The 15,580-nt window shown below is 41.4% G+C and carries 11 protein-coding genes; 8 read left to right on the top strand and 3 right to left on the bottom strand.

The genetic code is table 11. From position 1 onward, the window contains the following. Nucleotide 1: 1 nt before the first annotated feature. The 5 genes from ABH008_RS05995 to ABH008_RS05975 all read left to right on the top strand — a co-directional run bounded on the left by ABH008_RS05995 (nt 2) and on the right by ABH008_RS05975 (nt 6,550). Nucleotides 2-634: a bifunctional 4-hydroxy-2-oxoglutarate aldolase/2-dehydro-3-deoxy-phosphogluconate aldolase gene (locus ABH008_RS05995; protein ID WP_347988947.1), complete on the top strand. Its 633-nt coding sequence runs from the start codon at nt 2-4 to the stop codon at nt 632-634. Nucleotides 635-1,135: 501 nt separating this feature from the next. Continuing rightward, on the top strand, nt 1,136-2,989 hold the full coding sequence (locus tag ABH008_RS05990; protein WP_347988946.1) for a methanol/ethanol family PQQ-dependent dehydrogenase: 1,854 nt from the start codon (nt 1,136-1,138) through the stop codon (nt 2,987-2,989). Between the two features lie 88 nt (nt 2,990-3,077). After that, a complete protein-coding gene (locus ABH008_RS05985) occupies nt 3,078-3,926 on the top strand; it encodes a quinoprotein dehydrogenase-associated putative ABC transporter substrate-binding protein (RefSeq protein WP_347988945.1) in 849 nt (282 codons plus the stop codon). A gap of 63 nt (nt 3,927-3,989) precedes the next feature. Then, entirely contained in the window at nt 3,990-5,531 is a 1,542-nt protein-coding gene (locus ABH008_RS05980; protein WP_347988944.1) for an MBOAT family protein, read from the top strand. 185 nt (nt 5,532-5,716) lie between these two features. Then, nucleotides 5,717-6,550: a hypothetical protein gene (locus ABH008_RS05975; RefSeq protein ID WP_347988943.1), complete on the top strand. Its 834-nt coding sequence runs from the start codon at nt 5,717-5,719 to the stop codon at nt 6,548-6,550. On the opposite strand, the gene malQ is transcribed toward ABH008_RS05975, so the two are convergent. From malQ to glgC, 3 genes are read right to left on the bottom strand one after another with little or no spacing between them, the layout of a single operon-like run. Then, nucleotides 6,518-7,999, bottom strand: a complete 1,482-nt coding sequence (gene malQ, locus ABH008_RS05970; RefSeq protein ID WP_347988942.1) for a 4-alpha-glucanotransferase — start codon at nt 7,997-7,999, stop codon at nt 6,518-6,520. The genes ABH008_RS05975 and malQ overlap by 33 nt on opposite strands. A gap of 18 nt (nt 8,000-8,017) precedes the next feature. Further along, a complete protein-coding gene (locus ABH008_RS05965) occupies nt 8,018-9,703 on the bottom strand; it encodes a glycoside hydrolase family 57 protein (protein WP_347988941.1) in 1,686 nt (561 codons plus the stop codon). Beyond that, entirely contained in the window at nt 9,693-10,973 is a 1,281-nt protein-coding gene (gene glgC, locus ABH008_RS05960) for a glucose-1-phosphate adenylyltransferase (protein ID WP_347988940.1), read from the bottom strand. Before glgC ends, ABH008_RS05965 begins: the two co-directional genes overlap by 11 nt. Nucleotides 10,974-11,176: 203 nt before the next feature. On the opposite strand from glgC, the gene glgB reads away from it, so the two are divergent. From glgB to ABH008_RS05945, 3 genes are read left to right on the top strand one after another with little or no spacing between them, the layout of a single operon-like run. Then, on the top strand, nt 11,177-13,357 hold the full coding sequence (glgB, locus tag ABH008_RS05955; RefSeq protein WP_347988939.1) for a 1,4-alpha-glucan branching protein GlgB: 2,181 nt from the start codon (nt 11,177-11,179) through the stop codon (nt 13,355-13,357). Between the two features lie 9 nt (nt 13,358-13,366). Further along, nucleotides 13,367-14,800, top strand: a complete 1,434-nt coding sequence (gene glgA, locus ABH008_RS05950) for a glycogen synthase GlgA (RefSeq protein WP_347988938.1) — start codon at nt 13,367-13,369, stop codon at nt 14,798-14,800. After that, nucleotides 14,790-15,578, top strand: a complete 789-nt coding sequence (locus ABH008_RS05945) for a type II and III secretion system protein (protein ID WP_347988937.1) — start codon at nt 14,790-14,792, stop codon at nt 15,576-15,578. Before glgA ends, ABH008_RS05945 begins: the two co-directional genes overlap by 11 nt. Nucleotides 15,579-15,580: the final 2 nt, after the last annotated feature.

The following is a 15,580-nucleotide window of genomic DNA, read 5'->3' as shown; positions in this document are numbered from 1 at the left end:
AATGAGTGTATCAATTAAGGAAGTAATGACAACTTCACCCGTTATGCCGGTAATGGTGATAAACCAACTTGATCAAGCAGTCCCATTGGCACGAGCGCTGGTTGAGGGCGGTTTAAAAGTATTGGAAATTACCTTAAGGACTCCTGTTGCACTAGAAGCGATTCGTCGCATCAAAGCAGAAGTGCCGGGTGCGATAGTGGGTGCTGGTACTATTATCAATACAAAAACCTTGGATCAAGCACTGGAAGCAGGTGCTGAGTTTATTGTCAGCCCTGGCATAACGGACAGTCTGCTAACGGCTGCATTAGCCTCTGGCGTACCTATTTTACCAGGCGTTATCACGCCCAGCGAAGTCATGCGGCTACTGGATAAGGGAATTACTGCTATGAAGTTTTTCCCCGCTGAAGCAGCTGGCGGCATTCCCATGTTAAAATCACTTGGCGGCCCACTGCCACAAGTAACGTTTTGCCCCACTGGTGGAGTTAATCCGAAAAATGCACCGGATTATTTAGCATTAAGCAATGTTGCTTGCGTTGGTGGCTCATGGATGGCTCCAGCTGAGTTAGTTGATGCAGGCGATTGGGCTGAAATTACCCGCCGTGCAGCTGAAGCTACTGCATTAAAAAAGCAGTAATATCTATTTTAGATTAGTTACACCTGAGTTTTGGTTTTCTGGATACTAGCAGAGGTTGGTTTCACATCCTCTGCTGGTAATTTCTAATCTAAAAGTCTGCTTCCAACAGAAAATAGACTCATCATTTAAACCCAAAAACTAACACCCAAATTAATCTTATTTTTTATCTGTTCTTAAAAAAATCGATATGCATTTATAGTGCAACATCTGTTTTTTACTACAGTTTTATGAAGCCTTCTAATATGTAAATCACACACATCCCTTACATAAGTCGCTATTTGGCTTAGCATTATTTTACGCGCAGTATTTATTGCCCTTTTTATGGTTGACTTTTAAGCGAAAATACTTCAATTTACGCATCTGGTGTGGCTATCCAATGCCCTCGGCGAATGCCGAAACAGCCCTAAAAGATAGCCATCCAAACAGAGCATAAAACTAATATTAGTCTTAACAACATAAAATCGTACTCTGTCTCATCAACAGATTACCAGGAGGAAACATATGAAGAAGCCTGTAAAAAACTGGCTGCTTGCTTCGACTGTAGCTACTTTACTTGCTGCACCCACTGTATCTACTGCTAACAGCGACCTTGAAAAATTGACACAAGACCCTGCAAACTGGGCATCTTGGGGCGGTGATTACGCCGGCACTCGTTACAGCAAACTGTCGCAAATCAATACTCAAAACGTTAAAACCCTGCAACCAGCTTGGTCTTTTTCAACTGGTGTTTTACGTGGTCACGAAGGCGGACCTTTAGTTGTTAACGGTGTTCTGTACATCCACACTCCGTTTCCAAACACAGTTTACGCAATCGATCAAAATACCAAAGCAGTGCTTTGGGAATTTACCCCAACCATGGACGCCGACGTCACCATTCCTGTAATGTGTTGCGACACGGTTAACCGTGGATTAGCATATGGGGATGGCAAAATTTTCTTACAACAATCTGATACAGTTTTAACTGCATTAGATGCAAAAACCGGCAAACGCGTATGGAGCGTACAAAACGGCGACCCTAAATTGGGTATGACCAACACCAACGCACCTATTGTAGTTAAAGACAAAGTTATCACAGGTATTTCAGGTGGTGAGTTTGGCGTACGTGGCTTTTTGGCTGCATACAATATTCGTACTGGCCAGCTGGATTGGAAAGGTTACAGTATGGGTCCAGACAAAGACACTCTGATTAATCCAACTAAAACTACTGCCTGGAAAGATGGAAAAACACAAGTAGTTGGTACAGATTCTGGTACTAGTACTTGGAAAGGCGACCAATGGAAAATTGGTGGCGGTACAACTTGGGGCTGGTATAGCTACGACCCTAAACTGAACTTGGTTTATTACGGCTCAGGCAACCCTTCAACTTGGAACCCTGTTCAACGTCCAGGTGACAATAAATGGTCCATGTCATTGTGGGCTCGTGATGCAGACACTGGCGAAGTTAAGTGGGTATACCAAATGACTCCACACGACGAGTGGGATTATGATGGTATCAACGAAACTGTTCTGGTTGACCAAGAAGTTAAAGGCAAATTACACAAAACTATCGTGCATTTTGACCGTAACGGCTTTGGTTACACTTTAGACCGTGAAACTGGCGAATTATTGGTTGCTGAAAAATTCGACAAATCTGTCAACTGGGCTAGCCATGTTGATCTGAAAACTGGTCGCCCAGAAGTAGTGCCAGAATTTAGTACAGAAGCGCATGGTGAAGACGTTAATACTGTAGGTACATGCCCTGCTGCATTAGGCTCTAAAAACCAACAACCAGTTTCTTACTCTCCACAAACAGGCTTGTTCTATATTTCAGGCAACCATTTGTGCATGGAGTACGAACCATTTGAAGTAACCTATACAGCTGGTCAACCTTATGTGGGTGCAACACTGTCTATGATGCCTGCTGGCGCTGACGCCATCACTGGTAAAAAAGACGGTACAACTAACTTAGGCCAATTCACTGCTTATGATGCTAAAACTGGTAAAATTGCTTGGTCAAACAAAGAACAATTCTCTGTATGGTCTGGCTCTGTTGCAACAGCTGGCGGCGTAGTTTTCTACGGCACTCTGGAAGGTTATCTGAAAGCGGTTGATGCTAAAACCGGTAAAGAATTATATAAATTCAAAACCCCATCTGGCATCATCGGTAACGTAAATACCTGGGAATTCCAAGGTAAACAATATGTAGGCGTTCTGTCAGGTATTGGCGGCTGGGCCGGTATTGGTATCGCTGCTGGTCTGGACGATGGTTCTTCATCAACCAACTCAGAAGGTCTGGGAGCGGTTGGTGCTTACAGAAGCTTAAGCTCTTACACCAAACTGGGTGGCACATTAACTGTGTTTGCTCTGCCTAACTAATTTCTAAGCAATTAGATTAAAGTGAAGCTAAAGCCTTGGCCGAGCAATCGGTCAAGGCTTTTTTATGTATTGTATAAAGGATACTGCAATGAAAATCTTTTCGACTTCCACAAAACATCTAGCGCTACTGAGCTTGGTACTAGTAATAAGCAACGCGAATGCGCAAGATAAATTCAAGGTCTGTGCAGACCCGCTACATCCTCCTTACTCAACTAAAGATCTGACAGGTTATGAAAATAAAATTGCTGAACTTTTTGCTCAGCAATTAGGTCAGGAACTGGAATATACTTGGTTTCCTGAACGCATGGGTTTCATTCGCAATACCCTAAAAGCAGAAACTGACAACAACAAGGGCTTTAAATGTGACGTGGTGATGGGATTACCAACGGGATCAGATATTGCCGATACTACAAAGGCTTACTTACATTCCACCTATGTGTTATTAATTGCAAAAGGTCGGGGATGGGATGATATATCCGACCCATCGCAATTGTATAATCTGCCTTTACCAAAACAAGAACAAATAAAAATTGCCATGTTTGATAGAGGCCCTGGGACAGACTGGCTGCAAAAGCATGGTTTACTAGAGCAAGGTATACCCTACCAAAGCATGACCGGAGATGGTGAAAATAATACCGCAATGCACATTGAAAAAGACTTACGCTCCGGTGCTATTGATATGGTCATTTTGTGGGGGCCTATGGCAGGCTATATTCAGTCTCAAAACCCAAACAACTATATTTCCATACCTATGCAATCGGCTGAAGGCATAAAATTTGATTTTTCTATCTCCATGGCGGTACGTCAAGGTGATAACAAACGCAAACAACAACTGAATGAATTAATTACCCAGAATAAAGATAAAATACACGACATCATTGGAAGTTACGGCATTATCATGCTGCCAGAAGAGAGTCAAAAACAACAAAACCAGTAAATGTTATTTAACTCATATACATTCATATTCATTTTTTTTCCAGTCGTATTTCTAGGCTTTTTCTTGATTGGCAGGTATCGCCACACTTATTCATTACTGTGGCTTACTCTTGCCTCTGTATTTTTTTATGGCTGGTGGGATATCCGCTATGTTGTACTACTTTTATGTTCGATTAGCTTCAATTACGCTGCAGGCTATTTTATTGGCAAGAAAATAACACAGCCCTTACGGAATGGTGAATCAAAAATAGCTTTGATTCTGGCCATTTTTTTGAATTTACTGATGTTAGGCTACTTTAAATATGCCAACTTTTTGATGGTTAATTTTAACCAATTTTTAGACACCTCCTTCTCTATAAACTCTATCACTCTTCCTCTCGGCATTTCTTTCTTTACCTTTACACAAATCGCTTTCTTGGTAGACACCTACCAAGGTAAAGTTAAGGAGTTTAACTTTATACACTACACTCTATTTGTTACGTATTTTCCCCACTTAATTGCTGGCCCAGTACTGCATCACAAAGAAATGATGCCGCAATTTGCCAAGCAACAGGTGTGTCGAGCCAATATGAATAATATAGCAACTGGATTTACCATTTTCGTTATCGGTCTGGCAAAAAAAACGCTGTTGGCAGATTCTATGGCAGAGTTTTCTACACCCATTTTCAATGCCGTTGCACAAGGTGGACAGCCTATGCTCTTTGAGGCGTGGATAGCAGCTTTAGCTTATACATTCCAGTTATATTTCGATTTCTCTGCCTATTGTGATATGGCCATCGGCCTGTCACTGATGCTCAATGTCCGCCTACCTTTAAACTTTAACTCTCCATACAAAGCAACTAATATCATTGAGTTTTGGCGCCGCTGGCATATAACACTGTCTCGTTTTTTACGTGATTATTTGTATATTCCTTTAGGGGGTAACCGGCATGGCAAGTATCAACGTCATCTAAATTTAATGATCACCATGCTGCTTGGCGGGTTGTGGCACGGCGCTGGCTGGACTTTTATAATATGGGGAGGATTGCATGGCATATACCTGATTATCAACCATCTATGGCGCGCAATGAAAGCCTATCTGCAAATTGGTCAAGGAGGGAGAATGTTTAATTTTTTAAGCGGTATACTAACCTTTGGTGCAGTGGTAGTCGGCTGGGTTTTTTTTCGTGCAGACACCTACTCTTCAGCAATAACCCTTCTGCGTGGCATGCTTGGCATGAACGGCATATCCCTACCCTCCCTTTTTGAAGAAAAACTAAGCTCTTACCTATTAAACAACAATAACGTTATTTTTAAAGGGTTACATCCTTTAGTTTATGATCTAAACCCCAATGCTGCGATTTTTTTTATAACGGTATGTTGTTTGTTGGTTTGGGCAACACCGAATATAGCTCAACTTTTTCAAGACTATCATCCGACCTGTGAAGACTTGTCGAGTCACAACCACTCAGCATCAGGAACACCCTTAGTTGGGTTAACGAAAAAAGTGATGCCTTACTATCAATGGCAACCTTCTAAAATTTGTGCATGGCTGATTGGTGTACTATTTTGTTTTTCTATTTTGGAATTAAACCACGTAAGTGAGTTTTTATATTTCCAATTCTGAATATGCGCCAGTATCTCAACCACTTATTTTTAGCATTCTTAATCACCTTGTGCATATATGTTGGTTTTGCGTGGTGGGCACAGCCCATTTATGGTGATCTAACTCGCAGTGGACGCTGGCCCGAACATGAGTTTGGCCCGACCAAACAAGCTCCTGTTATTAACGTAAAAGCTAATGGCAACTTTATGAGCCCTCCTGATGTCATGGTATTAGGGGATTCATTTACAGAGCAGAATCTCTGGCAATCGGTATTATCAGAAAAAACCGGATTGGTCGTAAAGTCATTCAGCTTTGAAGGAGACTGCATACTGGATTGGATAGCGGCAGCCAAACAAACAGACAGTAAAATTATTATGATTGAAACTGTGGAAAGAAATTTTCTTAAAAAATTTTCTACTCTTACTACATGTTCCCAACATCCACTACTACCAATTTATATACCCGCAGGACTAAAAGAGACTAATCGACCTATCTGGCCACCGTCGCTAAACTTTTTCTTATTAACCCATACCGCATTGAATACTTTTAGATTACTTGTTCAAAACGAACACACACTAAAATCAAACAATGTAGTGAATACGCCCATCCTGAATACCTGTGCAAAATTTTCTCATCGCCGCAATGATAGACTGCTATATTTTGCTGACGATGACTTAAAACAAAATTGGCATGAGCAGGAAATACAAGCTGCAATTAAAAATGTACTGCAAATTCAGAAGGATATAAGTATGGGCGGTAAAAAGTTTATTCTAATACTCGCCCCTGATAAATCAACAGTTTATAGCAGTTGCTTTCTAGGTAAAAATGAACCCCAAAAATCCATATCAGAATATCTGATTTCGGCGGGAGTGAACACTCCAGATTTAACCAATCTATTTAAACAAGATATCAATAACATAATAGACCTATATGATCCAGACAACACACACTGGAGTCACGCAGGCTATCTGTTAGCCGGCAATGAAATCGGCCAATATGTAAATTCACTAGTTACCCGATCGGCCAAACATTTGAACTAAATGCGAAAAAAAACTAACTTTGTCATTCGATAGTTGCGACCACTCGAATCGCCACCGCCAATTTCCGTCAATTGTCCCCGGCGTATTCATTCTATCTGCCGAACCCAGCAATAAAATATCCTGCATAGGTATAATGGCTAAATTAGCTACCGATGCCATAGCGGCATTAATAAGACTATGTGGCATTGGCATACTAGGCCATCCCAAATAATCATAAATACGTTGCTTATCCCCATCATTTAAGTTTTCAAACCATCCCAGTGTGGTATCGTTGTCATGCGTACCCGTATAAACCACACAGTTAGTTGGATAATTCATCGGCAAATAAGGATTTCTAGGATTACCATCAAAAGCAAATTGCAAAATTTTCATGCCGGGTAAATGAAAATCGTCGCGCAAGGCTTCTACTTCATGGGTAATAATGCCCAAATCTTCAGCCACTAGGGATAATAATGGAAATGTGTTTTGAATGGCGCGTAACAAATTGCCACCTGGTGCAGTCACCCATTTTCCATTAATGGCTGTATCTTCTTCGGCTGGAATTTCCCAAGCAGCCTCAAAACCTCTGAAATGATCAATTCTAAGTATATCGAAAAGTTCATATTGACTTTTAATCCGGTCTAACCACCATTTAAAGCCCGTTTTCTGCAAATAGCCCCAATCATAGTGCGGATTACCCCAGCGCTGACCGTATTCTGAAAAATAATCAGGTGGTACACCAGCGACCACATCCATTTCGCCGTCTTTATTTAATTTAAACACATCACGATTGGCCCAAACATCGGCACTGTCATATGACACAAAAATGGGTATATCACCAAACAGCAACACACCTTTTTGTCCCGCATATTCTTTTAATTCATGCCACTGACGGAAAAAAATATATTGCTCAAATTTAATGGATTCCAGCACATCTTTAAATAAATGCCGTGCTTCACTCAACGCTTCAGCATTTCTTTGTTTTAAGGCTTCTGGCCATTGACTCCAACTTTTGTGAGCGAATAAATTTCTTAACGCAATAAACAAACTAAAATCATCCAGCCATGATGCCTTGTCCTGACAAAATTGAAAAAAAGCCGCCAGCTCGTCAGCATCTGCCATGGTTTGAAAACCATAAAATGCCTTAGTGATTAAACAACTTTTTATAAATTCATGACCGGCATGGCATTCACCACAATGTTCATTGATGTTTAACCAACCTTTATCTACCAGCCAATCAATGCTAATTAAAGCCGGATTACCTGCATGTGAAGATAAACATTGATAAGGCGATCCGTCACCATGTGGCATACCCAAAGGTAAGGTCTGCCAAACACTCAATCCGGTATCATGCAAAAAATTAACAAAATTATAAGCTTCCTTGCCTAAATCACCACACTCCCCACGCCCTGGTAAAGATGTAATATGCAACAACACACCAGCACGGCGTTTATCTAAAAGAGAAGTCATATTGGCCTAATAACAAAATTAAATTTCATTTCCACGTCGCATTGCTCCACCCATAGCTGGCGTACCAGAGCCTTGAGTAAATGCCAATGCCAAATAAGCTGGAGGATCCTCACCCAGTAATCGATAAAGATTGGTAAGATTTAATCGATATTGCTTTTCGAAATCGCTTACAGCCTCACCTGGGTTGTAATCGCCAAACCACCAAAACCAATCAGATCCTTCACACACCGCCAATTGCTGCTCCACAGCAGCAAGTTGCTGCCCAGTAAGCTTATTTTCGGCTACTACCTTGTCAAACGCCGCCTTAACGTCTCCCAGCATATCCCAAGCATAGTTTTTATCAACATCTCCAATCCAGGTAGAAAATGTTCCATAGACCCAACTACCTGCCACTAATTGCGACAAAGGTTTTAATACCAGACCATTATCAAGACATTCAGAAAAGGTAGTCATCTCTATTCTAGGATGATCGCTGAGGCGTTTATAAAGTGCACTTAGAAAGTGATAACCATTATCGGGAAAATACTCCCAAGCATTTTCGCCATCCATTATAATCGATACTACGGAGGGCAGGTCTTTTGCATCCAAAATATTTTCCAAATGCTGAATCAAATCCGCCACAGCATCATCTGCGTGCCATTTTGAATATTCAAACCCAATTAAATCTGACAGACCATCATCCCGAAAAAAACAGGCAATATCAGTGCCGTGTAATTTAAACGCATGATGAAAATTACCTATAGGCTCTGAAGCCGAAGCACGCAAACTGTTGTGTAATACATTACCACCACTAGCGGTCCATTTAAAACCGGCATTGGCTAAAATTTGCAATGTTTGCGTACTCACACTACCTTCTGAAGGCCAGCATCCGCTCGGCGCGAATCCAAAAAAATGCTTAAAAGTCTCTATGCCTTTCCGCAAATGCCATTCAACTCGCTCTTGCCCACCCGGATAAGCCGCTAACAAAGGCAAACTGACCTGCGACACTGCTTCGCGCGCACTTTGTAAATTTAACATGAGCGGCATAATCGGGTGCGCATAAGGGGTCACTGATAACTCGATACGCCCCTTCCTAGCCAAAGCTTTATAGCGATAAATGATTTTTGATAAAATTTCACCAATGATTTCTAAAACTTCTATTCTGTCTTCCGAGCTAAAATTTCCGGCTTTATCAATTAAACGCCTGATCCGAAAATCGCCAAGCTTTACAGTTTCACCCATCCATATCAAGTGATACCAAACTAAAACATCCGATAAAAACTGAGAGTTAAGATAATTAACGGCATCCTGATGACATTGCAACCAATCAATCAGATCGACTAATTTTCGAAATGCTGGATAACGGTTAATTTGCCGATCTTGATTGGCTTTTCTACAGTCTCTCATTAATTTAAGGCATTTTTCGGGATCAGATGAAACCGAGGGATCGGCCAAAGCAGCTAATAAACTATCTTTAATAACCGTACGATCTTGCAGATAAGCACTAACCTGATTAGAGTAATCTTCAATTTGTTCCAATAAAATGGGAGCAAAATTGACCACAGCTTTTGCTTCAGGGACTGCCTCTAAATGGCCAATCATATCTACGTAATCCTTAATTACATGTAAATACGTCCAGGGCAACTTAAACTCGCCACTTTGCATGTCACGGTACTCTGGCTGATGCATATGCCAGCAGAGCACCAACTTTAATTTATCTGACATAATGTCTTCGTTGCCCCAGCATGTCGGAAGTCACTAACACTACCCCACCCGCACTCACATAGAAGCGTTTTTCATCATCTTCCCGATTCTCACCAATAATAGTACCCTCTGGAACCATACAACCTTTTTCAATAATAGCCTTAGTAATCCGGCAATGTCTGGCAATATTAACATCCGGCATAACCACAGAATCATTAACTATACTGTAGGAATTGACCCTGACTTGAGAAAACAATAAAGAATGCCTGACAGTAGCTCCTGAGATTACACAACCTCCAGACACCATTGAGTCAATCGCCTGCCCGCGTCTATCGTCATCGTCAAATACAAATTTAGCAGGTGGTGTTTGCGCCTGATAAGTCCAGATTGGCCATGTATTATCATAAAGATTAAGATCTGGTTTTACCCCAATAAGCTCCATATTTGCAGCCCAATAGGCATCAATCGTACCCACATCACGCCAATAACTTTGCTGACCGCTTTGTAAATCCAGGAACGGGTAAGCATTAACTCGATATTTATCAATTACTGAGGGGATAATATCTTTACCAAAATCACGATGAGAACCTGGCATATCCGCGTCTTTAATTAACTGTTCAAACAAGAACTGTGCATTAAAAATATAGATACCCATGGAAGCTAACGCTGTATCCTCTCTACCTGGCATTACTGGCGGATTTTCCGGTTTTTCAATAAAATCCTTGACGCGTCTATTCTCATCAACATGCATCACACCAAATTCTTTGGCATCCTGTAAAGGCACTTCAATACAACCGATGGTTAAATCAGCATTGTTATCGACATGATCTGCCAACATCGCCGAATAATCCATTTTGTAAATGTGATCACCAGCCAGCACTAAAACAAACTCAGGGTTACGAGAACGCAATATATCAATATTCTGATAAATGGCATCCGCAGTGCCTTGATACCAGGAATGCTCATCGTGACGCTGTTGAGCAGGCAATAAATCGACATACTCGCCAAACTCGCCACGTAAAAACCCCCAGCCTTGCTGAATATGCCTAATCAATGAATCCGCTTTATATTGTGTTAAAACACCTATTTTACGGATGTCAGAATTGATACAATTAGATAAGGGAAAATCAATGATGCGAAATTTACCGCCAAATGGTACCGCGGGCTTTGCTCGCCAATCAGTCATATGCTTGAGCCGTGAACCGCGCCCACCTGCTAAAATCAGAGCAATAGTATTGCGGGTTAATTCACTCACCCGTCTTTGCTGATTTTGTGAATTCACGACTGTCATTTTTGTCCCCTAACAATAATTATTATTTCCATCAAAGTAAAATGATGGAGCTTTGTATCGACTTTTGCTTGCCGCCTAACAATATTATCGTTACTCTTCACTAAAAAGTAAAAAATCAAAACACTAAACATTGCCAAGCAGTCAGCATACAATACCGCCGACAAATTATAAAAAACAGATGCACTATAACTGGGGACAGCACGATGAACAAGCTCAGCGAAAAAAACACGCTTGATTCGAACATAATTGACATCATAGAGGCAAAACACCACGACCCATTTTCAGTTTTAGGCTTACATATTGAAAATAAAAAAACGGTGATTCGGGTATTTTTACCCTATGCTGAAACAGTGCGGTTTAATGCTGAAAATGGCCCAGAAATGCAACGTATATCAGGGACTGACATCTTTGAATATCACCCTGATAAACAGAAAATTGAGAGCCCATATCAGCTATTCTGGATAGACAAAGAAGGATTTGAACATCATCATTACGACCCTTATTGTTTTGAATCTATCCTATCCGAGTTTGATCGGCATTTATTCGGCGAAGGTAAACACTGGCAAATCTATCAAAAACTTGGTGCACATTTACACAGCATAAATAATATTGAGGGTGTTTACTTTGCAGTCTGGGCACCCAATGCGCAAAGAGTCAGTGTTGTCGGCGACTTTAACCGTTGGGATGGTCGAAATCACCCTATGCGCAATCTAGGCAGTTCAGGTATTTGGGAAATTTTCATTCCCGGCTTAGCGGTCGGCTGCCTATATAAATTCGAAATTCTCAGCCGTCATAACGGACAAATTCAAGTTAAAACCGATCCCTATGGTCAACAGTTTGAATTCCGCCCGCAAACGGCAGCGATTGTTATTCAAGAAAATGCTTATCTATGGCAAGATGAAAAATGGATGGATCGGCGTCAACAACAAAACTGGCTTCATGCCCCCATGTCGATTTACGAAGTGCATCTTGGATCTTGGCAACGTGATAGCCGTGGCAATTTTCTTAACTACCGGGAATTGGCTGTAATACTCGTAGAATATGTCAAAGAAATGGGGTTCACACATATCGAATTACTCCCTATAACTGAACACCCGTTGGACATTTCTTGGGGATACCAAACGACGGGTTATTTTGCCCCCACTAGTCGTCATGGCAGTCCTGATGATTTCCGATATTTTGTCGACATGTGTCATGAAAATGAAATAGGTGTGATACTTGATTGGGTTCCGGCTCACTTTCCAAAAGACAGTTTCGCATTAGCACGTTTTGACGGCAGCCCACTTTATGAACATGAAGACCCACGCAAAGGAGAGCATCGCGACTGGGGTACTTTGATATACAACTATAGCCGAAACGAAGTCAAAAACTTCCTGCTATCAAGCGCCTTTTTCTGGTTAGAAGAATTTCATCTTGATGGCCTAAGAGTGGATGCAGTCGCCTCAATGCTCTACCTGGATTACTCACGCGAAGCCAATGACTGGATACCAAACATTTATGGTGGCAATGAAAATCTGGAGGCAATAGACTTCCTGCGCCATATGAATACGGTCACGCATGAACAACATCCTGGCACCGTTATTATGGCTGAAGAATCAACTTCTTGGCCACAAGTCACTCGACCGACCTGGACTGGAGGCCTTGGATTTTCCATGAAGTGGAATATGGGTTGGATGCATGACATTCTGGCTTACATGCAACAGCAACCCATTCACCGTGCTTATCATCACGATCAATTAACGTTTGGCTTGCTCTATGCATTCTCAGAAAATTTTGTTTTACCTTTTTCGCACGATGAAGTGGTACATGGAAAACAATCTTTAATAAACAAAATGCCAGGAGATGAATGGCAACGTTTTGCAAACTTACGTTTGTTATACACAATGATGTTTACCTATCCAGGCAAAAAACTGTTGTTTATGGGGTGCGAATTCGGACAAGGCAGTGAATGGAGTGTCAATCGTACTTTAGATTGGTATGTACTCGACTACGCCCATCATCGCGGCATACAATCACTGGTTAAAGACCTGAATAAACTATACACCACCCAACCTGCTCTGTTTCAGTACGACTTCGACCATCAAGGCTTTGAATGGGTAGATTGCCACGATGTTCAGCAATCCATTATCAGTTATCGCCGCAAATCCACCGATGAAGACTTGATAATTATACTCAACTTTACCCCGGTACCTCGCGAAGGTTATCGTATTGGCGTACCTAAACCAGGCGTCTATTATGAAATTTTTAACTCCGATTCACACTACTATGACGGCAGTAATATTGGTAACGGTCAAACAATATCTTCACCGCAACCGTGGATGAATATGGATCACTCTATCCTTGTAACACTGCCTCCGTTGGCTGGAATAATTCTAAAAATGTAAATGCCGAATATGAAAAAAATTCTGTTCGCTAGTAGCGAAACTCATCCATTAATCAAAACAGGTGGCTTGGCTGATGTTGCCGGTAGCCTGCCGATTGCGCTCGCAGAGCTGGGTCAAGATATTCGTATTATCATGCCCAATTATCAAGCTATCAAAAATTGCGAAGCCGGCCATTATTTGTGCACCGTACGCGTCAATAACTGTGATGTACACCTACTTGAAACCCGGCTGCCAAATAGCGATGTGATTGTCTGGCTGGTTGATTACCCGCCATTTTTTAATTTTCCTGGCAATCCTTACCACGATGAATCGGGTACACCCTGGGCAAATATTGGTGACCGTTTTGCACTATTTTGCCGAATTGTAGTAGAAGTAGCCATGGATCGCGGCTATTTAAACTGGAAACCGGATGTAGTGCATTGCAATGATTGGCAAACCGGGCTCATACCAGCCCTACTATCATTGGAAGATAATAAACCTGCAACCATTTTCACCATACACAACATGGCTTATCAGGGTTTATTTCCTAGCAACACATACACATTGCTAAATCTTCCCGGAAAACTTTGGCAACAGGACGGCCTTGAGTATCACGGCATGCTATCGTTTATTAAAGGTGGTTTAAGTTTTGCCGACCGCATCACCACGGTCAGCCCTACTTACGCACAGGAAATACAAAAACCTGAATTTGGTTACGGACTGGAAGGCTTGCTAGCTTATAGGCAGGATGACTTATCAGGCATTATCAATGGCATTGACACCTCAATTTGGAATCCCGCTACAGACAGTTACATCAGCAAAACCTATAGCGTAAAAACCCTCAAACACAAACAAGAAAATAAACTTGCTCTCCAAAGTTCTCAGGGTTTACCTGTCGATGCTGATATTCCCATATTTGGTCTAATCGGTCGCCTGGTTGAACAAAAAGGCATAGATTTGGTGTTAAGCTGCCTAACAGAAATGGTTAGCATGCCAATACAGTTTGTACTTTTAGGCAGTGGCGATAAAAGTATTGAATTAAAATTGTATGATTTCGCTCGCCTCTATCCAGAGAAAATAGCCATTAACATTGGCTATAACGAACCCTTAGCGCATCAAATTGAAGCCGGTGCAGATATATTTCTGATGCCATCACGTTTTGAACCTTGTGGCCTCAACCAAATGTATAGTCAACGTTATGGCACCTTACCCATAGTCAGAAAAACCGGCGGACTAGCCGACACTGTAGTTGACGCCTTACCAGAAAGCATGCGTGATAGTACTGCCTGTGGCTTTGTTTTTAATGACCCAGTACCTTCAGCATTAATAGAAACCATTAAGCGCAGCTTGATTTTATACGCTGACAAATCTGCATGGCAAAAAATCCAGCGCAATGCCATGCTAAAAGATTTTTCCTGGCAAAACAGCGCCAATCAATATCTTGCACTTTATAATGAAATCTAAATCAGGATTGTTACTATTACTACTAACCCAGATTGTTTTCGCTGAAAACACAGTCACTGAAGTTATTAGTTTGTACAATCGCACAGCAACAGAATTATTACCGCTAATAGGCCCATTGCTAGAAAATACCGATACGGTTGTTGACAATGCAGATAGCTTGATTGTCAAAACTACGTCTGAGCGTATGCCCTATTTGCAAAATTTGATACATAAACTGGATAGTCCGATTAGCAATCTGGTTATCACTGTTTTGCAAAACAGCAGTGAAACTGCCGAAGAACTAAATGCTAAAGAATATTCGGCCAAAAACATGTCTGACGCCATACAGATGCATGGCATGAATGCGGATACCCGAGAAATAAATCATCAACAAAAAGGCCAATTTCTACGCGTTACCCCAGGACAACCCGCTTACATCAAAACCAGCCAGATCAAACAGGAACAGAATACAAATGGTTATGGCGTAATGAATGGCAATCCAATCTACAATAGCTCTTCACAACAACAAGAAATCAGTACTGGATTTGTTATAACGCCTCAAATTACTGGACAGCAAGTAATGATGGATATCGAACCCTGGTTCGAGCAATTTCAACAGGGCAACCGTATTGATACACATTCTACACATAGCCAAATTCGCACTAAACTTGGCGAATGGGTAGAGCTTGGCGGTAATTCAAATATTAACGTTGAAACCAACAGCGGATTTAACACCTATAACCATCAAATTAGCAAAAATAACTTACGCATTTTGATCAAAGTAGATAGGGTCGACTAAAC

This window comes from Methylomonas sp. AM2-LC, assembly GCF_039904985.1.
Taxonomy (GTDB): domain Bacteria; phylum Pseudomonadota; class Gammaproteobacteria; order Methylococcales; family Methylomonadaceae; genus Methylomonas.
This window is presented reverse-complemented; position numbering and strand designations above follow the sequence as displayed.

Excerpts from the sequence above, each read along its gene's own strand:
- ABH008_RS05995 (WP_347988947.1), top strand. The coding sequence starts at position 2 with ATGAGTGTATCAATTAAGGAAGTAATGACAACTTCACCCGTTATGCCG.
- ABH008_RS05990 (WP_347988946.1), top strand. The coding sequence starts at position 1,136 with ATGAAGAAGCCTGTAAAAAACTGGCTGCTTGCTTCGACTGTAGCTACT.
- ABH008_RS05985 (WP_347988945.1), top strand. The coding sequence starts at position 3,078 with ATGAAAATCTTTTCGACTTCCACAAAACATCTAGCGCTACTGAGCTTG.
- ABH008_RS05975 (WP_347988943.1), top strand. The coding sequence starts at position 5,717 with ATGAGCCCTCCTGATGTCATGGTATTAGGGGATTCATTTACAGAGCAG.
- malQ (WP_347988942.1), bottom strand. The coding sequence starts at position 7,999 with ATGACTTCTCTTTTAGATAAACGCCGTGCTGGTGTGTTGTTGCATATT.
- ABH008_RS05965 (WP_347988941.1), bottom strand. The coding sequence starts at position 9,703 with ATGTCAGATAAATTAAAGTTGGTGCTCTGCTGGCATATGCATCAGCCA.
- glgC (WP_347988940.1), bottom strand. The coding sequence starts at position 10,973 with ATGACAGTCGTGAATTCACAAAATCAGCAAAGACGGGTGAGTGAATTA.
- glgB (WP_347988939.1), top strand. The coding sequence starts at position 11,177 with ATGAACAAGCTCAGCGAAAAAAACACGCTTGATTCGAACATAATTGAC.
- glgA (WP_347988938.1), top strand. The coding sequence starts at position 13,367 with ATGAAAAAAATTCTGTTCGCTAGTAGCGAAACTCATCCATTAATCAAA.
- ABH008_RS05945 (WP_347988937.1), top strand. The coding sequence starts at position 14,790 with ATGAAATCTAAATCAGGATTGTTACTATTACTACTAACCCAGATTGTT.